Genomic DNA, 18,232 nt, shown 5'->3' with positions numbered 1-18,232 from the left:
GGTGTCGAAGAGTTGCTGCAGAGTCTGGCCCTGCATCACATCTCGACGCTTGATGGTCAGGATGATCGGCTCGCCTTCGTGTTCGAGGGTGGTCTGGATATCGCGGAAGTGGAAACCGGCGGGAAATACCAGGTTAAAACCGCCGAAGTTGAAGCTGCTGGGCGTATCTTGCAGCGCAACGACTGCAACGGGTTCCGGCTCGGACGCTGGCACAACGACCGGCGCATTCAGCTGTTCGAGACGCGCCGCTTCCTCCAGCGCAATGCGCTTGGCGGAAATGCGATCGTAGATACTGGTTCTGGTCATTGGCAGGCGTCCCTAGTCATTGACCCGAACTTCGGAGCCGGTGATTTGGGTGGTGCCAGTACTGGTCGTGGTGATCACCTTGCCCTTGATCTCGATGCCGTCCGGAGTGAGCGTGATACTGCTCTCTCCCACCTGCAAAATAATGTGCTGCTTGGCATTCACTTGAATGAACTGGTTATCAACCTGAATCGTCAGCGAGCCTTCCTGGACATTCATCACCGTGTCTTTCTTGATCGTCTCGGTGTGCGTGCCACCTACCGTGATCGTGCGATTGCTGCCGACACTGTGGGTCTCGTCGACCTCGATCTCGGTATCCATGTTGCGCTCGGCGTGCATGATCACTTGCTCGGCGCCGGCCTTGTCTTCAAAGCGGAAGAAGTTCGCCGTGCCGCCGTCGCCCTTCATCGACCGGGTCAAAAACCCACTCTGCGTCTTGTTCGCCGGCAACGACCACGGTGGAGTGTTCTTGCTGTTGTACAAACTGCCCATGATCAACGGCCGATCAGGGTTGCCGTCGAGAAACACCACCACCACTTCATCGCCAACCCGCGGAATCAGGATGCTGCCAAAGCCGCCGCTCGCGCCGGATTGGGCGACGCGCACCCAGCAGGAACTCTTGTCGTTGTGCTCGCCCTTGCGGTCCCAGTGGAACTGCACTTTCACCCGGCCGAGTTCATCGGTGAAGATTTCTTCGCCCGGGGGGCCGACGACGATGGCGGTTTGCGGGCCGGAGATGGTTGGGCGCGGGGTGGTGAGTTGCGGGCGGAAGACGATCTTTTTGCGCACGCAGGAGAAGGTGTTGTAGTAGCTGGCCTGATGGCCGTTGAGGTAGTTGTTGTGGCCTTCGCTTTCGACGCTCATCAACAGGAACTGGCGATCGTCGGGCGAGCCTTGATCGTGGTCGTAATGCTGCAGCAGTTCGAAGGTGTAGCCGGGTTTCATCGCGCGGCAGTTGCTGGAGCCGTGGAAGCTCTTGCCCTTGAGTTCCAGCGCTTCGACACGCAGGCGCAGGAGCGCTTCGCCTTCGTCATAAGTGCCGTGGGTGTATTGGCCGGGGAAGTCGTAGATTTCGAAATCGTCGACGTCGCCTTGTTTGTTCAGGCTCTTCATGGCGACCGGCAAGCGGTTGGTCGGCTGGCGATAATCGAAGGTCTGCACCGCGATTTTTCCGGACTGCAGCTGGCGGTTGCCACTCCATTGAGTGATGGCGTCCGCGCTCTCGGTGACCGATGCGGTGTGGAAGCGGATCTGGGGTTGTTCCGGCAACGGCAGCAGGGTGCTGGAGTCGTCGCAGATGATCATGGTGTGGGTTTCGGCGGTGTGCTCGAAGTAGTAGAACATCCCCTCTTCTTCCAGCAGGCGCTGGACGAAATTAAAATCCGTTTCCCGATATTGAGTGATGTAGGTGTAGCGCTTGAGCGGTTTGCTCAGGCGGAATTCATGGCGGGAAAATGCGGGGCACAAGCCGAAGACCTGGGTGACCACTTCTTCGACGGTGCAGCCCTGGAAAATGCGCGTGTCGAAGCGGTTTTTCAGCATCGAGAACCAGGGATTCAGCGTCGCGGTGTAGCGCGCCATGCCGCCGTCGCTGCCGATGCTGGCGAAGCGCGTCAGGTAGCCCGCCAGGTATCGCGGACCGCCCTCGGCCAGTTCGATTTCCAGCACCACGTGCTGGCCCATCATCGACTTGAGCTCCACCCCCGAATCCTGGCACACCAGCATCAATTCGAAGTTGTAGGCACGTGACAGACCGTCAGTTCCCTTGAAGGACTCGAGCAGGAGCTGCTGGTCGGGGTTGGCAAGGTTCTTGAACTTGAACAGGCGCCGATTCTGCGGGGAAAGCATTGCGGCAAGGTCCATCAACATGAGTATCTCCTTGAAAGCAGTGGGGAACGCTACCGCCCTCGCCAACCACTGCGCATAACGAATCTGACTGAAGGGCCGTAACCCGATTACAACAACATCAACCGCATACACCAGCGCACGTAGCGCGAACTTGCAGACTTCAACAGCGCAACTTTGTTTGAATTTTCCTACATGCTTTTCCGGTCATCTTTTTTGCAATCCACCGTATTTACGGGGATGGGATCGAGCGCAGTTAATGCGACCGCAAGATAATGCGAAAGTGCCATCGCCGAAGCAGAAATGAGAGGGACGTCACATTTTCAGCGGCGTTACAGTGCCCCGAAAGCGGCAAAGGAAACACCCTCGCCCGCTATGGTGTCAACCCGCTAGTGGCATTTCAGTGATCCTTTGAAAACGGTTGGAAGTTTAAGAATTTAATATCTGCCCGTCGCAAAGACAGAAAATCCCCGTATATCAAGGATAAACGGCAGCTATGCGGTGTGAAAAACACAACTGGTGCCTCATTGACATCATTGCCGAGTGTTACGCGATTGAGAAAAAATGGGATCCACATTGAATTTTATTATTCGAGTGCAGTCTAGAGTGCGGCTAATGGCCATTACTTTAGCCCCGGCATGAAGTCCAATATCCGGCAACACCCATGCGGCGACACGGAAGCTTCTTCCACCCAAGGACAGTGATGTGTAAATGGATCTTTTAGCGAATGTGCCCAGCTGGGCCGACGTCGAACGCAACCTCGAGCAGAAATTCAGCGAACTGAACCAGGGCGTCAATGAGGGCTTGCAGAGCGCTCACGACAATTGGAACGGTTTCACCCGGCGCGTCGGCAACGGTGCGAGCCAGGCCTATGGCTACATGGGCGGTCAGCGCATTGACTCGGTGAACCGGGCGTTCGCCCTCTCCTACCCGATCATCCAGATGGACCTCAAGCGCAAGTGGGCCTCGATCGAAATCGAGCAGATCCTTCCGGTGCTGCTGCAACTGGTCAAGGAAGTTTCGATGATCCTCGGCGGCAGTGTGGCGATTGGCACCATTGCCGGCGGCGCGGCGGGGGCCTTTGCCTTTGGGATCGGCGCCGCGCCAGGGGCCGCAGCCGGTGCGGGCATCGGCCTGCAAGTCGGCAACCTGATCCTGATGGGGCTGGGTTTGTCGGCGATTGCCGAATATTTCTACCAGGGCTTGCCGGCCTGCCTCTCCATTTTGCAGGAAGGCATCACCACCGCGTGGCACGCCGATGACGGCGTCAAGCCTGCAGGCCTGGACCCCAGCGGCGGCTCGGCTTCGATCGTTCAGGAACGCACTGAACGTGCAGCGCGACAACTCGCACGCGGCCAGGAGCAGTTGGTGTTGCTGCTGCTCACTGCCATCGTCACCTACCTGACCCGGGGCCAGATGAAAGCGGGTGTGGTCGGCAGCATGGAGAGCATCGCGACCCGTAGCGCGCGGTTGCAGGCAGAGATTTCCAACAAGCAGTTGGCGGGCTGGTTGGCCCGTAATGAGCAGAAGTTGCTGGCTCAGGCGGAGTTGCAGGTGAAGGAGCCGACGCCCTTGCAACGGGCCAATGAACCACTGCCTGAACCTGCCCCAGACAAGCCCCGGAATGCATCGAAGACTGAAACACTACCGCGTCACAAACTCGGAGCAATCACTGGCACATACTCTGCCGTCGCGCCGGGCCCTCTGGATCCAAGGCTTGCAGAGACATTTACTGGAGGCAGATACACCTCAGTAATCCTCGAAAACGATACAGTACTAAAAAGAGCTGGCGTAGAGGATCAGCCGTTGGGACAATTCTTTGGTCAGGAGGCTCCATCGGGAATATTGCAAACGCGAATAGACAAAGCTGTCCTTCCAGAGTGGCCCGGAGGTGGCAAGTCTCCGATCGATACAGCGTTTGAAGTTAAAATACCGGCTGGAACAGAGGTTTACATAGGCGAGGTTGGCTCTCAGGGTGGCTTTTACGTTGGTGGAACGGAACAAATCGTAGTAATTAAGCCTTGGACAATAGAAGGCGTTGAGATAATGGGATCGAGTCCTCTAAAATGAAGAACATAAGCGAAATCAGTTTAATCATGACACGCATTACCGAACTATTGCGTAAAGGCGAAAAACTGGAATGGGCAGAGCGAATAGATCAATACAACTCCGAATTACAGAGAGATGTGACGAATACCTTGTCTAAAATAATCATACTGTTTGGTGGCATGGGCTCGATCAACGATATAGTTCTTTATTGCAATGGCCAACCTTTGATCACGGAGAACAATGAACTCGATATGCTACTATCGAAGCTACATAACTTGTGCGTTACCGCTTAGATCTGCTCGAGCGAGCAATCGACTCACATTTGGACCGCTGAAGGCTTGTCATGTCAAAGCTATTGCGTCATTTGAGGGCTCTTTTCAGGCAAAAGACTGATCTTCCACCCGCCCCTACAGAGCAGGCTGTTGATCAAGCCGTCTTGACAGAGTTGAACAAAGCACCTTCCCAAGTAGAGAGGAACTTGTCCTGGCTACCGATCAATCGTGAGGCAGAGATTTTTGAACCGCTAATACCCCCCGCCTGCCCGGACCTGACGCTCGTGGATGCCCTTCTATTGCAGCGCTATCGAGTATTCGTCATAGCAAATGACCCGGCCGGTTTGACCTCAAAGGCGACGATAAACCGCGACAATCCCAGCCAACTGGCCGCTGAGTTGTACAAGCAAGGCGAAAATCTTGGCTATGATCGAGGCACTAAATCCTCGTTTGAAATCTACTGGCTAATGCAATGTGCGGCCATTGTTGCTCTACTGACTCATGGACCACAATCGGAACAATTTCTTACCTATAGAACACACGTTGATTATTATCGAAACTTCGACCCGACCAGAGAGCAGGTTCAATTGTTTGATGATTATGTGGCGTCGCGTAGCTCTCAAGCTACCGTAGCCGGGGATGACCACCTCCTGAAAACGCCAATAACTGCCCTCGATTACATCGACAATGCAATAGCAATCACCGCACTGAGATACAACAGGCACCCGGAATTCCAGATGTATTCAAGCTCGTTAATCCAACTGCAATTCATAAAAAACGTGTTGCTAAGCGTTGAAAAAGATAAAGCGAGGCTACACCAATTGACGATCGGCGCTTGGGCCAGCAAAGAGTTTGAAGCCGATGATCCCGAACTGGCTAGCGCACTGGGGATTGCCTTCTACATTGGCCATCAGATCGCACAGGGCTTAAAGATTCAGCTGCCTAATGGACTGCCGCCAGAAAGTCTTCCTCGCACATAGCATTGCTGCGACTTCACTGACAACGCAGGTGTAAACAGATGACCCCACAGTGGCACCGTATTGACGACGGAACCCTATTGATAGCAGGTCAACCCGTTCCCCTGCCTCACCCCGTCAAAGAGGCCCTTCGCCACAAGGACAGGCTCTTGATTCTGGTCGAGCCCCCACCCGATGTGATTTTCAATAGAAACGTCTTTGCACTGTCAATGCACGGCGAACTACTCTGGCAAATCGAAGAAAGCCCCCATGGCACGGAAGTCGACAAGCCCTACGTGAATCTTCACTGCGACAAAAATGAGTGGGTGATTGCCAGTAACTGGAATGGCCTCAGCTACTCAGTCGATTTGCACAATGGCGCCGTCAGCGTTGCTGCTTTTGAAAAATAGGGTGGCGTTCGATCAATGACAACATCTGGAAAACAAAAATGAATGTTGACGAATTGAGAAAAACTGCGCGCCTTCTCAGAGAAAAACTCGATCATCGTGCTTTATAAACAGGAAACACCCTTACTGGACGAAAACAACCAGTTGCACGCGCTGCTGAGCGAGCTATACGACCTGTGCGTGGGCAGACACTAAAACTCCTTCAACAAAACCCGGATCACGTTTTTAGTGCAATTACTCTGCAATGCCATCACTTCTCCCATCAGCCAACCCACCACCACCCACTTAATTCCCCCATTTCCAGAAATTTTGGTGAACCGGTTCACCTTTTTTGAAATTAATTAAAATAAAAAATTGGATCCACCGCACCCCGCAAACCATTGAACCTGCTGGCTTTCAGACAAGCCTGTAAGACACAACCCCAGACTAATGGCCAGCGGACATCATTGCGGCATGTATCAAAAACGAGAAAAAATCCGCTCCCTCGTGAACTTTTTCATGCGAAATGTTGCCATACACCACGTTGCTGGCCACTCGACACTGAAAGGCCAGTATTTAAAGACATTATATTCCTGACAGGGCGATTACTTGATGGCTGACATCAGGGATTGCACTTTGTAAACAGGTGTTCATTCGAGAAATTAGTAGCTCTTTGCGCCAGCCTGTCGATATACGGCGAGCCACAGCGAAGTGTTCAAGGACGATGTACCAATGACTCAGACGTTTGACGTTGAAGCACTGATCAAATTGCGCAGCCAGACCCGGGCCATTTCCGATGCGCTCAAGGTTCAGGCTTCGGATTACCTGTCGACCCTGGCCTTGCTGATCCGTGCGCAGTCGTTTTTCGGTGAGTACCTGCAAGGCGCGCAGCGCAGCAGCGGGCGTGAGACCCAGCACCATTTCAAAGAGCTCAAGGAACTGTACGACCGCATCGGTTCTGCCGCGCCGTTCCAGCTGGTCAACGAACTCGAAGTGCCCCTGAACCTGATCAGCACCACGCCGGAACTGTTCCCGCTGGAATACGACAAGGTGCTGTCCCAGAGCGGTCAGGTCATTCGCATCACCAGCCCGGTGCGTTGGGTGATCGGCTTCAGTTCGTTCGACCTGGCGCGTTTTCGCACCGTGATCAAAGACCCCAATCGCAGCAGCGCCGAGTTGTATCGCTTCGTCGTGCACTACCTGGTGCTGTTCTACTGCCTGAGCAAATCCCCGGGCTTGAGCCGACTGCTCGATGGCCTGCGTTTTCCCGTGAGTTTCGAACGTTTGAAAGACTTTGGTGACCTGCCCTTCTGCGTCATCAGCTCGCCGGTGCGCGCGCAGTTGCCCGACGAAGCAGTGATCCGCAGCAGCACCCAGATTGCCGGCAACAGCAGCTTCGAAGAGCTGGTGGGCCACGACAATATTTTGCAGATGAACGATGAAATCCGTCAGCGCCTGCTGCTGACGATCGAAGGAATGTAACGCGCCCGGCCGACAGTTCAGCCGAACGCAAACGACTTGCAGCGAATTGGTTCGCACCAGGAGATGACGATGGCGAAGAAGGAAAGTACCCAGCACAAACTCGACCGCGTTCGCGCGCCTCGGGTCCATATCACCTATGACGTGGATATCGGTGACGCTCAGGAAAAGAAAGAGCTGCCCTTTGTCGTCGGTGTGCTGGGCGATTTCTCCGGCAACCCGCTGGAGCCGCTGCCGAAGCTCAAGGACCGCAAGTTCATCTTCATCGACCGCGACAACTTCAACGGCGTGCTCAAGGGCATCAAGCCGCGCCTGAGCTATCGGGTCGACAACACCCTGGCCAAGAACGGCACGCAGCTGGGCGTCGAGCTCAACTTCAATGCCCTGGAAGACTTCGAGCCGCAGAACGTGGTCAAGCAGGTCGAGCCGCTGCGCAAGCTGCTGGAAGTGCGCAACAAGCTGGCGGACCTGCGCAACAAGATGGGCGGCAACGACAAGCTCGAAGAGCTGCTGATGGACGTGTTGCAGAACACCGAAAAGTTGAAAACGCTGGGCAAGGAATTCGGCCGTGAAGCGGCCGTCCCTGCCACCGATGGCAAAGAGTAGGAGCCTGAAGATGAACGACAAGCAAACCGTGACTCAACAGGACAGCGAACTCGTCGAAGTGGAAAACTTCGCCCCGCCATCCTCCCTGCTCGACAGCATCATTTCGGAAAGCCGCGTGGCCCGCTCCGAGACCGAGCGTACCCGCACCCGTGACCTGATCGGTGAACTGGTGGGCCAGGTGCTGGAAGGCGAGATGACGCCGAGCAAGGACCTGATCGCCGTGCTCGATGCGCGCATCGCCGAAATCGACGCGATGCTCTCCGAGCAGATGAACGAGATCATGCATGCCCGCGAATTCCAGCAGCTGGAAGCGTCGTGGCGTGGCCTGAAGTATCAGGTGGACCAGACTGAAACCAGCACCACGCTGAAGATCCACCTGCTCAACGCCTCGAAGAAAGACCTGGTGCGCGACCTCAAGGCCGCCTCGGAATTCGACCAGAGCGCGCTATTCAAGAAGATCTACGAAGAAGAATACGGCACCTTCGGTGGTGCGCCGTTCGGCATGTTGCTGGGTGACTACGAGTTCAACCGCAGCCCCGAAGACATGTACCTGCTCGAAGAAATCTCCCACGTCGCCGCTGCGGCCCACGCCCCGTTCATCTCGGCGGCCTCGCCTGAGCTGTTCGGCTGGGACTCGTTCACCGACATGTCCGGCCCACGGGACCTGGCGAAGATTTTCGACACCGTCGAATACGCCAAGTGGAAGTCGTTCCGCGCCTCGGAAGATTCGCGCTACGTCGGCCTGACCCTGCCCCACGTGCTCGGTCGCCTGCCGTACGGCCCGGATACCACGCCAGTGGAAGAATTCAACTTCGTCGAAAGCGTCGATGGCCGTGACCACAACAAGTACCTGTGGATGAACGCCGCCTACGCCCTGGGCACCCGGGTCACCGACGCGTTCTCGCGCTACGGCTGGTGCGTGGCGATTCGTGGCGTGGAAGGGGGTGGTCTGGTCGAAGGTCTGCCAACTCACACGTTCAAGACTGACGACGGCGAAATCGCCCTCAAGTGCCCCACCGAGATCGCCATCACCGACCGTCGTGAAAAAGAGCTCTCGGACCTGGGCTTCATTCCGCTGGTGCACTGCAAGGGCACCGACTACGCCGCGTTCTTCGGCACCCAGTCGGCGCAGAAGCAAAAGCAGTACAACACCGATATCGCCAACGCCAACGCCCGCCTCTCGGCGCAGCTGCAGTACATCTTCGCCACCTCGCGCATCGCTCACTACATGAAGGCGATCATGCGCGACAAGATTGGCAGCTTTGCTTCGCGTAAAGACGTCGAGATGTTCCTCAACAAGTGGCTGTCGAGCTACGTGCTGCTGGACGACACCGCCAGCCAGGAAGCCAAGGCCAAGTTCCCGCTGCGTGAGGCCCGTGCCGAAGTGTTCGAAGTGCCGGGCAAGCCAGGGGTGTACAAGGCCGTGACCTACCTGCGTCCGCACTACCAGCTGGACGAACTGACTGCATCGTTGCGTTTGGTTGCCGAATTGCCGCAATCGACTCGCGGCTGATCGACATCGTTGCCAGGGAGGCACTATGAGTAGTCAACACAGGTTGTTGCCATCGCTGCTGGATCGATTGCTCGACGATCATCCGCACCAGTCCATGGAGGCTTCGTCGCAACGCTTGTGTTCGCTGGCCGATTACAAGGCCAGCATCGTTCGCGACCTGGAAGTACTGGTGAACACGCGCCAGTCCCTGGTCGCCAACGAGCTGCAAGGTTTCGTCAATCTGGGCGGGACCATCCTCGACTACGGCATGCCCGACTTCACCAGCCGCAGTGTGCTGGATCCGCAGGATCGCCTGCTGATTCAACGCCAGCTGGAGAAGGCAATCACCGTCGGCGATCGACGGTTCCGCAGCGTCAAGGTGCAACTGCTCGCGCAACAAACCGGCCAACGCATGCTGACCTTCCGCGTGGACGCAGTACTGCGCCTGCAGGACATCAGCCGTCAGGTTTCCTTCGACGCGGTGCTGCAGGTCAATACCCAGGAGTACAAAGTGCAGAACCTCAACTGATGCTCGACGATCTGCTCCCCTATTACGAAAAGGAACTGTCGCACCTGCGCTTTCTCGGCCAGGAGTTTGCGAGCCAGTACCCGAAGATTGCTTCGCGGTTGCTCATCGAGGGCGATAACTGCGAAGACCCGCACACCGAACGCCTGATTGAAGCGTTTTCGTTCCTGTCGGCTCGCGTGCACAAAAAACTCGATGACGAGCTGCCGGAAATCGTCGAGTCGTTCCTTGAAGTGTTGTACCCGCATTACCTGCGCCCTACCCCATCGATGTCGATCGTCGAGTTCAACCTGGGCAAGCAGGAGAAAGTCACCGAAGCCTTCCGCGTGCCCCGGCACACCGAGCTCAGCGCCAACCCGATTGACAGCGTGGTGTGCAAGTTTCGCACCTGCTACCCGGTCGAGCTGTGGCCGGTGGCGGTGCAACAGGCATCGTTCATCGAGATGGAACGTTCGGCGTTCAACGGCCACAGCGCCGACCTGGTCGCGCGCCTGCGCATCGGCTTGCGGGCCACCTCGGATGTGCTGTTCGGCAAGATGGAAATGGACCGCCTGCGGTTTTTCCTCGACGGCGAAAGCACCCTGATGCTGCAGCTCTACGAGTTGCTGTTCAACAACCTGGCCAAGGCCACCTTGAGTTTTGAAGACCAGGGCCGCACCCGCGAAATCACCTTGCCGGCGCACGCCCTGAAAGCGGTCGGCTACGGGCTGGACGAAGGGCTGGTGGACTACTCCGAGCGCTCGTTCCTCGGTTATCGCCTGCTGCACGAATACTTCACCTTCCCGGACAAATTCATGTTCTTCGACCTGTCGGGGTTCGCGCGGCTGCTGGCGGGGAAGAATCTCGAGAACATCGAGATCAACTTCTATTTCTCCGATTACGACCTCACCGATCGCCTGACGCGCCTGACCCAGAACATCGGGCGCAACAACTTCAAGCTCAATTGCACGCCAATCATCAACCTGTTCCGCCAGCAGGCCGAGCCGATCCATTTGACCCATGCCCAGCACGAGTATGCGGTGACGCCGGATGTGCGCCTGCAAGGCCAGGCCGAAGTGGTGTCGATCGATCGGGTGCAGCGAGTGCGCAAAGTCGGCGGCATCGACCAAGTCGGCACCTGCCATCCGTTCTTCGAACCCCGTGGCGACCAGGGCCCTGGCCAGAGCTTCTGGATTGCCCGTCGGCGCCCGGTGCAGAACCGCCAGCAGGACGGCTCGAACATGGTCATCCGGGTGGTGGATCGCGAGCTCGAACTCCTCAATTCCAGCAACGACACCTTGAGCATCCGCCTGACCTGCAGCAACCGCGACCTGCCGCTGATGCTGCCGTTCGGTGGCGAGCGCGGCGATTTCAACATTCCCGGCAACTCAGTGATCAACGACATTCGCTGCCTGCGCAAACCCACCGCCACGGCGCGCGTGCCCTTGGGCAACGGGGTGATCTGGCGGCTGATTTCGCACCTGTCGCTCAACCACATGTCGTTGGTGTCGCGGGGGCGCGAGGTGTTGCTGGAGCTGCTGTCGCTCTACAACTACCGCAACGTGTCGGCGATTCGCAAACAGATCAACGGGATCGTCTCGGTCAGCAGCGAACCGGTGGTGGCGCGCATCGGTCACCCACGGCCGAATTTCGTGCGCGGCGTGGGCATCACCCTCAATTTCGATGAGAGCCAGTACACCGGCAGCGGCGTGTTTTTGTTCGGCATGGTGCTGGACCACTTCTTCGGCCAGTACTGCAGCATGAACAGCTTTACCCAATTAACCCTTCGCACCTTGCAGCGCGAAAAGAGAGTCGTCCAATGGCCACCGCGAACCGGCGATCAACCCCTGGTCTGATCGACCAGGCACGGGCTGAGCCACACCGATTCGAATTTTTTCAATTGGTGCGCTTGCTCCGCCTGCATTACAGCAGAACCGGGCGCATGGACCTGGACACTCGACCGCACGAAGACCCTTTGCGTTTTCGCTCGCAGCTGTCGCTGAACTTCCCTGCCAGTGAAGTCAGCGACCTGCAGTTCGAGCGCGAAGGCAAGGTGTCGGCGGCCGGCCTGCCGCTGTCGGAAGTGCAAGTGACGTTCATGGGCCTGGTCGGGCCGTCGGGCGTGCTGCCACGGCCGTACACCGAGTTGCTGATCGAGCGGCACATCCAGTACCGCGACGACGCCGCCCATGCGTTCCTGGATATTTTCTCGCACCGCATGACCACGCTGTTCTACGAAGCCTGGCAGAAATACAAGTTCTACATCGAGTACGAACGCAACGGCACCTCGGACTTCGACCGCTACCTGCTCAACCTCGTGGGCTTTGGCCCGGAGGCGCAGAAGCAAAAGTTCGACAAGCAGGGTTCGCCACTGCGCCGTGAACTGTTCAGCTATTTCTCCGGTTTGTTCGCGCAGAAGCCGCGTAATGCGATGAACCTCGAAGCGATGCTCAGCTTCTATTTTTCCCTGCCGTTCAAGGTCAAGCCGTTCGCCGGTCGCTGGCTGCACCTCGACCCCGGCCAATGCACGCAGCTGGGGCGCAAGAACGCCGTACTCGGGCAAAGCGCGGTGGCCGGCAATCGGGTCTGGGACTACCAGTCGTGTGTGCGCATCGAGATGGGTCCGCTGGACCTGGCCGACTATCAACGCTTCCAGCCCGGCACTGCGGACTACCAGAAGCTGGTGGAGCTGGTGCGGTTCTATGTCGGCGCCGAGCTGGACTTCCAGCTCGCGCCCAAGCTCAAACCCGAAGCCGTACCTGCGGCCCGCCTCGGTCGCCAGGGCAATGTGTCCCTGGGCTGGCTCGGCTGGCTCAAACGCCCTGGTGTCGACGTGGCACCGTCCCGTTGCGCGCTCTTCCACATTCCTTTTGATGGGGTCTCCCTGTGAACCTGAAGTCCCTGTTTGCCAAACTCAACGACACCAGCCGCACCGCCACTGAAAGCGCTGCCGCGCTGTGCCTGTCGGAACAGCACTACGACGTCGAGATCGAGCACCTGTTGTTGCAGTTGCTCGACAGCAACGACAACGACCTGCCGGCCATCCTGCGGCACTACGACGTGGTGCCCGATCGCCTGCAGGCGCAGTTGATGACGGCGCTGGGGACGTTCAAGAAGGGCAATACCCGCACCCCGGCTCTGTCGCCGCACATCACGCGCATGATCGAGCAAGCCTGGGTGCTGGCCTCCATCGAGTTCGGCCAGGGGCAGATTCGCACCGGTTACCTGCTGCAGGCGCTGCTGGATGACGACGAGCTGCGCCGGGTGCTGAGCGCCTCCGCGCCGGAGCTGGAAAAAATCAATGCCGACGACCTGCGGGTCAACCTCGGCGCCCTGGTGGAAGGCAGCGCCGAATCGCAGCAGGCCAAACCCCTGTCCGGCGCGGACGTCACGCCCCGCAGCACGGTAAAAGGCAACGGCAAGACCCCGGCCCTCGATCAATACACCATCAACCTGACGCAAAGCGCTCGCGAAGGCCGGATTGATCCGGTGCTGGGCCGCGAGTTCGAGGTGCGGCAGATGGTCGACATCCTGACCCGCCGCCGCCAGAACAATCCGATCCTGACCGGTGAAGCCGGCGTCGGCAAAACCGCCGTGGTCGAAGGACTGGCGCTGCGCATCGTCCAGGGCGACGTGCCATCGGTGCTCAAAGACGTCGCCATCCACACCCTCGACCTGGGCTTGCTGCAAGCCGGTGCCGGGGTGAAAGGCGAGTTCGAAAACCGCCTCAAGTCGGTCATTGAAGAAACCAAGCGCAGCCTGCACCCGATCATCCTGTTCATCGACGAGGCGCACACCCTGATCGGTTCCGGTGGCCAGGCCGGGCAGAACGATGCCGCCAACCTGCTGAAACCGGCGTTGGCCCGCGGCGAACTGCGCACCATCGCGGCGACCACCTGGGCCGAATACAAAAAGTATTTCGAGAAAGACGCAGCCCTCGCCCGCCGCTTCCAGGTGGTCAAGGTCGAAGAGCCGGACGAAGACAAGGCGATCCACATGCTGCGCGGCCTGCTGGCCAAGATGCAGGATCACCACAAGGTCACGGTGATGGACGAAGCGCTGGTGCAAGCCGTGCGCCTGTCCAGCCGCTACATCACCGGCCGCCAGTTGCCGGACAAGGCCGTCAGCGTGCTGGACACCGCCTGCGCCCGGGTCGCCCTTGGGCAATCCGCGCAACCGGGGCCATTGGAAGACTGCAAGCGCCAGATCGATAACCTGCAGGCCGAAATCAACGTGCTGGAGCAGGAAGCCGGCAAAGGTAGCGATCACTCGCGCCGCCTGGCCACCCTGCACAGCGAACTGACCACCGAACAGCAAACCTGCGAGGCCCTGGAACAACAGTGGCAGCGCGAACTGCAATTGGTGGAAAAACTGGGTGCACTCAGCCACCCGGACAACCAGGCGCCGGACGCCCGGGAAATCGCCGCGGTGCGTGCCGAACTGACCAGCGTCCAGGGCGAACAGCCGCTTGTGCATGCCCTGGTGGACGGCGGGACCATTGGCGAAGTGATTTCAGGCTGGACCGGCATTCCCCTGGGCAAGATGCTGCGCGACGAAATCGACACCGTGCAGCGCCTGCCTGAACTGCTGGGTGAGCGCGTGCTCGGCCAGGACCATGCGCTCCATGAGATCGGCAAGCGCATCAAGGTTTCCCGGGCCCGTATGGAAGATCCGAACAAGCCGATCGGCGTGTTCCTGCTGCTGGGCCCGAGCGGCGTCGGCAAGACCGAAACCGCCCTGGCCCTGGCCGACACCCTGTACGGCGGCGAGCGCAACCTGATCACCATCAACATGTCCGAGTACCAGGAAGCCCACACCGTCTCGAGCCTCAAGGGTTCGCCACCGGGTTATGTCGGCTATGGCGAAGGCGGCGTGCTCACCGAAGCGGTGCGGCGCAAGCCTTACAGCGTAGTGCTGCTGGACGAAGTGGAAAAAGCCCACCCGGACGTGCTCGAACTGTTTTTCCAGGTGTTCGACAAGGGCGTGCTGGATGACGGCGAAGGTCGCGAGATCAACTTCCGCAACACCGTGATCATCCTCACCTCCAACACCGGTACCGACTGCATCATGCAGTGGTGCCTGAACGCCGAGCAGCAACCCACCCCCGAAGACATCGTCGAGGGCCTGCGCGACGAGCTCAACCAGGTGTTCAAGCCGGCGTTCCTCGGGCGCCTGAGCATCGTGCCGTACTACCCGGTGCAGGACGCGATTCTGGAGCGCATCGTCGGGCTGAAACTGGAACGCATTCGCCAGCGCTTCGAGCGCAACCATCAGGCGGTACTGAGCTACGACGCAGCGCTGGTCAAGGCGATTGCCTCGCGCTGCACCGAAGTCGACAGCGGCGCGCGCAACATCGACAACATCCTGTCCAGGACGCTGATGCCGGAACTGGCCCAGCGCGTCCTGGAGCGGATGGCGCAGGACAAGCCGATCCAGAGCTTGAAGATCGAATTGGGCAGCGACGGCGATTTCGCCTACAGCCTGTGCTGAACGAGCAATTGAAGGTGAGCATCATGGATAACACACATTCAGGGAAGCGACTGGCGCAGTTGGCATTGGCCAAATGCCTGACGGCCGCCGCAATGATGATGGTGCTGACCGCCTGTGGCGTCACCGACCGCGTGGGCAAGCGCGTCGATGACACCTGGGCCGGCGACATGCTGTTCGACGATAACGAAAAGGTCATCCTGACGTCCGACGGCGGCAATCAGCTCAACCCCGACGAATCCGGCAAACCGCTGTCGGTGGTGCTGCGCGTGTACCAGTTGAGCTCGCTGGAACGCTTTGCCTCGACCGACGCCGATTCGCTGTGGGACACCCCGCAAAAAGCCCTCGGCAACACCCTGATCGAGAACCGCGAGATCACCCTGCTGCCCGGCATGGGTCAGGTCGATCGCTGGCCGTTGAACAAGGCGGCGAGCTACGTCGGGGTGGCGGCGTTTTTCCGCTCGGACGAGAACAGCCGCTGGAAGGTCGCGTTCGACGCCAACTCCCTGCGCAAGGACGGCATCTGGTTTTCTTCCAATGGCCTGCGCGTGCTGGTGGACAACAACACCGTCACTGCCGTCAGCGGCGTCGACGTGTTGAACAAACCCAAGACCGCCGAACAGCTGGCACAAGCGGCCGCAGAACCGGCAGAAGATTCCCTGACCCAGCGCTTGCAGGACGCGGCCCTGGAGCAGGCGCAAGACACCGCCACCCGTTCGGCGAAGAAAGCCACCGAATCAAAATTTAACTCTCTATTGGAAGGCGTTCATGAGTAAGCAAAGCCGGGTGATGTGGTCGGAAGGCATGTTCCTTTTGCCGCAGCATTTCCAATATCAGGACGAGTTCCACCAGCACCAGTTGGCGGAGTCGACGCTGCGCAGCACGCCCTTCCATTGGGGCGTGCAAATGCTCCAGGTCGATGAAGAAGCCCTCGCGACCGGCTCGCTGCAGCTCAAGCGGCTCAAGCTGGTATTCCCTGACGGCAGCCTGTTCGACGCGCCGCAGCACGACCCGCTGCCGGCCGCCCGGGACCTCAAAGACCTGCTCAAGAGCAACGACCTCAAGGTCTACGCCGCCTTAAAACTGCCTGAGCCCTTCGGCATGAACTACGTCGAGGACGGCCAGGAACAGAAAAGCGCGCGCCGTTTTCGCAAGCAGTTCGACACCCTGCCGGACCTCAACGAAGGCGATCTGGAAAACGAGATCACCAGCCTGCGCCTGAACGTGGTGATGCTGATCGATGGCGACAACCTGGACGGTTACAGCTACTGCCCGATCGCCCGGCTGTCGCGCAATAACATTGGCGGCTTCAACCTCGACGCGCATTTTGTGCACCCGACGCTGCATGTCGGCACTCACGAAACTTTGATCGGCCTGGGCAAACGTTTGCTAGGTGCCCTGCACGCCAAGAGCGCGGCGCTGTCCGGTCGGCGACGCGAGCGTGCAGACCAGATCGCCGAATTCGGTTCCAGCGACGTCACCCTGTTCTGGTTGCTCAATACGGTGAATCGTGCCCACCCGAGCCTCGCGCATCTGCTCGCTCACCCGCGCCTGCACCCCGAGCGCCTGTACCTGTTCCTGGCGGAACTGGCCGGTGGCTTGCTGACGTTCTCGCTGGACACCCAGCTCAACGACATCCCCGAGTACGACCATCACGACCCTGCGGCATCCCTGGTCAAGCTCGACGAAATGATCCGGGTGCTGCTCGACAACGTCGTGCCGAACCAGTGCGTGGTGATCAACCTGACCCAGACCAAGCCGTCGTACTGGCAGGGACAGCTGCTCGACCCGCGCCTGGCCGAAGCGGATTTCTACATCTCGGTGCACGCCGACATGCCCGGCTCGAGCCTGCTGGAGCTGGTGCCGCGGGCGTTCAAGGTGGGCTCGCCGGAAGACATCGAAGTGGTGGTCAACAGCGCCATGCCCGGCGTCACGCTCAATCACTCGACCCGTCTGCCGAACGCGATTCCGGTGCGCCTGGACAACCACTACTTTTCCATCGAGCCCCATGGCCGCGTGTACGAACGGATGATGAGCGCCCAGGCCATCTCGTTCTACGCACCCAGCGCCTTTACCAATCTCAAGCTTGAACTGATGGCGGTACTCAAATGACTGAAGCCGTAATGCAAGGCGCCGTGGCAGCCGCCACCGACAAACCGGTGCTCAAAGACCTGGTGCAAGACTTCATCAGCATGGCGCTGATCGTGCGCAAGGGCCGTCAGGTGACGTCGGTCAACGCCTTCGAGGCCAGCGTCGACACGTTCTTCGCCACCCTGGAGCGCGAAGCCCGCAGCGCCAACTACAGCGTTGAACAGGTCAAGGACACCCAGTACGCCCTGTGCGCGTTCCTCGACGAAAGCGTGTTGCGCGCCGAAGACAAAGACAACCCTCTGCGTCGCCACTTCGAATTGCAGCCGTTGCAGTTCCGCTATTTCGGCGTGCACCTGGCCGGCCAGGGTTTCTTCGACAAAATCGATTCGCTACGCAGCGACGTCAAGCAGAACCTCGACGTGCTTGAGGTGTATCACCTATGCCTGGCACTGGGTTTCGAGGGCAAGTTCGCCGCCGGCGAAAAGGACCAGTTGCGCTACCTGGCCAACACCCTGGGCCAGGACATCGCGCGCTACCGCAAGAGCCCCAAAGCCCTGTCGCCAGATTGGGCGCTGCCCGACCAGGTGTCGCAGATGCTGCGCTACGAAGTGCCTGTCTGGGTCTACCTGGCGCTGATCGCGCTGGTCTGCGTCGGGGTTTACCTAACGCTGGACTGGCTGTTGGCCAAGGACGTCGCCGCGTTGTCCGAACAAATCAGCCAGCTGTTCAGTGCCTGAATCCAGGTCAGGTAATCGAGTCAG

The 18,232-nt window shown here is 58.8% G+C and carries 15 protein-coding genes and 1 pseudogene; 14 read left to right on the top strand and 2 right to left on the bottom strand.

The window, feature by feature from the left end; genetic code table 11:
• Positions 1–306 (bottom strand): annotated as a pseudogene (locus L9059_RS21865) (hypothetical protein); the annotation flags it as partial.
• A gap of 12 nt (positions 307–318) precedes the next feature.
• Entirely contained in the window at positions 319–2,172 is a 1,854-nt protein-coding gene (locus L9059_RS21860) for a type VI secretion system Vgr family protein (RefSeq protein ID WP_247292977.1), read from the bottom strand.
• A 687-nt stretch (positions 2,173–2,859) separates the two neighbouring features.
• On the opposite strand from L9059_RS21860, the gene L9059_RS21855 reads away from it, so the two are divergent.
• From L9059_RS21855 to icmH, 14 genes are all read left to right on the top strand, one after another.
• Complete coding sequence (locus L9059_RS21855) at positions 2,860–4,218, top strand: DUF6861 domain-containing protein (RefSeq protein ID WP_247292976.1); 1,359 nt, start codon at positions 2,860–2,862, stop codon at positions 4,216–4,218.
• Positions 4,215–4,490 carry a DUF6966 domain-containing protein gene (locus L9059_RS31050; protein WP_428480290.1) on the top strand — a complete coding sequence of 92 codons (276 nt, stop codon included), beginning with the start codon at positions 4,215–4,217 and terminating at the stop codon, positions 4,488–4,490. The genes L9059_RS21855 and L9059_RS31050 overlap by 4 nt, the downstream gene beginning before the upstream one ends.
• 50 nt (positions 4,491–4,540) lie before the next feature.
• Complete coding sequence (locus tag L9059_RS30760; protein ID WP_345894379.1) at positions 4,541–5,449, top strand: immunity protein Tsi6 family protein; 909 nt, start codon at positions 4,541–4,543, stop codon at positions 5,447–5,449.
• Between the two features lie 38 nt (positions 5,450–5,487).
• Complete coding sequence (locus L9059_RS21845; protein ID WP_247292975.1) at positions 5,488–5,835, top strand: DUF7957 family protein; 348 nt, start codon at positions 5,488–5,490, stop codon at positions 5,833–5,835.
• Positions 5,836–6,543: 708 nt separating this feature from the next.
• A complete protein-coding gene (locus L9059_RS21840; protein ID WP_247292974.1) occupies positions 6,544–7,293 on the top strand; it encodes a hypothetical protein in 750 nt (249 codons plus the stop codon).
• Positions 7,294–7,362: 69 nt separating this feature from the next.
• Positions 7,363–7,896 (top strand): type VI secretion system contractile sheath small subunit, encoded by a 534-nt coding sequence (tssB, locus tag L9059_RS21835; RefSeq protein WP_247292973.1) that lies wholly within the window; start codon positions 7,363–7,365, stop codon positions 7,894–7,896.
• Positions 7,897–7,906: 10 nt separating this feature from the next.
• A complete protein-coding gene (gene tssC / locus L9059_RS21830) occupies positions 7,907–9,409 on the top strand; it encodes a type VI secretion system contractile sheath large subunit (protein ID WP_247292972.1) in 1,503 nt (500 codons plus the stop codon).
• A 25-nt stretch (positions 9,410–9,434) separates the two neighbouring features.
• Positions 9,435–9,917 (top strand): type VI secretion system baseplate subunit TssE, encoded by a 483-nt coding sequence (gene tssE, locus L9059_RS21825; protein WP_247292971.1) that lies wholly within the window; start codon positions 9,435–9,437, stop codon positions 9,915–9,917.
• A complete protein-coding gene (gene tssF, locus L9059_RS21820) occupies positions 9,917–11,749 on the top strand; it encodes a type VI secretion system baseplate subunit TssF (protein WP_247292970.1) in 1,833 nt (610 codons plus the stop codon). Before tssE ends, tssF begins: the two co-directional genes overlap by 1 nt.
• Complete coding sequence (gene tssG, locus L9059_RS21815) at positions 11,713–12,783, top strand: type VI secretion system baseplate subunit TssG (RefSeq protein WP_247292969.1); 1,071 nt, start codon at positions 11,713–11,715, stop codon at positions 12,781–12,783. Before tssF ends, tssG begins: the two co-directional genes overlap by 37 nt.
• On the top strand, positions 12,780–15,383 hold the full coding sequence (tssH, locus tag L9059_RS21810; RefSeq protein ID WP_247292968.1) for a type VI secretion system ATPase TssH: 2,604 nt from the start codon (positions 12,780–12,782) through the stop codon (positions 15,381–15,383). Before tssG ends, tssH begins: the two co-directional genes overlap by 4 nt.
• A gap of 23 nt (positions 15,384–15,406) precedes the next feature.
• Positions 15,407–16,156: a type VI secretion system lipoprotein TssJ gene (gene tssJ / locus L9059_RS21805; protein WP_247292967.1), complete on the top strand. Its 750-nt coding sequence runs from the start codon at positions 15,407–15,409 to the stop codon at positions 16,154–16,156.
• The gene (tssK, locus tag L9059_RS21800) at positions 16,149–17,492 is read left to right on the top strand and encodes a type VI secretion system baseplate subunit TssK (protein WP_247292966.1); all 1,344 of its coding nucleotides are present in this window, start codon (positions 16,149–16,151) and stop codon (positions 17,490–17,492) included. Before tssJ ends, tssK begins: the two co-directional genes overlap by 8 nt.
• Positions 17,489–18,208 carry a type IVB secretion system protein IcmH/DotU gene (gene icmH / locus L9059_RS21795; protein WP_247292965.1) on the top strand — a complete coding sequence of 240 codons (720 nt, stop codon included), beginning with the start codon at positions 17,489–17,491 and terminating at the stop codon, positions 18,206–18,208. The genes tssK and icmH overlap by 4 nt, the downstream gene beginning before the upstream one ends.
• The last annotated feature ends 24 nt before the right edge of the window (positions 18,209–18,232 follow it).

The sequence above is a fragment of the Pseudomonas violetae genome, assembly GCF_023072615.1.
GTDB lineage: Bacteria > Pseudomonadota > Gammaproteobacteria > Pseudomonadales > Pseudomonadaceae > Aquipseudomonas > Aquipseudomonas violetae.
Note: the sequence above shows the minus strand (reverse complement) of the source record. Positions and strands in the feature narration are given on the sequence as shown.

Coding starts and splice junctions, on each gene's coding strand:
- L9059_RS21860 (WP_247292977.1), bottom strand. CDS start 2,172: ATGTTGATGGACCTTGCCGCAATGCTTTCCCCGCAGAATCGGCGCCTG.
- L9059_RS21855 (WP_247292976.1), top strand. CDS start 2,860: ATGGATCTTTTAGCGAATGTGCCCAGCTGGGCCGACGTCGAACGCAAC.
- L9059_RS31050 (WP_428480290.1), top strand. CDS start 4,215: ATGAAGAACATAAGCGAAATCAGTTTAATCATGACACGCATTACCGAA.
- L9059_RS30760 (WP_345894379.1), top strand. CDS start 4,541: ATGTCAAAGCTATTGCGTCATTTGAGGGCTCTTTTCAGGCAAAAGACT.
- L9059_RS21845 (WP_247292975.1), top strand. CDS start 5,488: ATGACCCCACAGTGGCACCGTATTGACGACGGAACCCTATTGATAGCA.
- L9059_RS21840 (WP_247292974.1), top strand. CDS start 6,544: ATGACTCAGACGTTTGACGTTGAAGCACTGATCAAATTGCGCAGCCAG.
- tssB (WP_247292973.1), top strand. CDS start 7,363: ATGGCGAAGAAGGAAAGTACCCAGCACAAACTCGACCGCGTTCGCGCG.
- tssC (WP_247292972.1), top strand. CDS start 7,907: ATGAACGACAAGCAAACCGTGACTCAACAGGACAGCGAACTCGTCGAA.
- tssE (WP_247292971.1), top strand. CDS start 9,435: ATGAGTAGTCAACACAGGTTGTTGCCATCGCTGCTGGATCGATTGCTC.
- tssF (WP_247292970.1), top strand. CDS start 9,917: ATGCTCGACGATCTGCTCCCCTATTACGAAAAGGAACTGTCGCACCTG.
- tssG (WP_247292969.1), top strand. CDS start 11,713: ATGGCCACCGCGAACCGGCGATCAACCCCTGGTCTGATCGACCAGGCA.
- tssJ (WP_247292967.1), top strand. CDS start 15,407: ATGGATAACACACATTCAGGGAAGCGACTGGCGCAGTTGGCATTGGCC.
- tssK (WP_247292966.1), top strand. CDS start 16,149: ATGAGTAAGCAAAGCCGGGTGATGTGGTCGGAAGGCATGTTCCTTTTG.
- icmH (WP_247292965.1), top strand. CDS start 17,489: ATGACTGAAGCCGTAATGCAAGGCGCCGTGGCAGCCGCCACCGACAAA.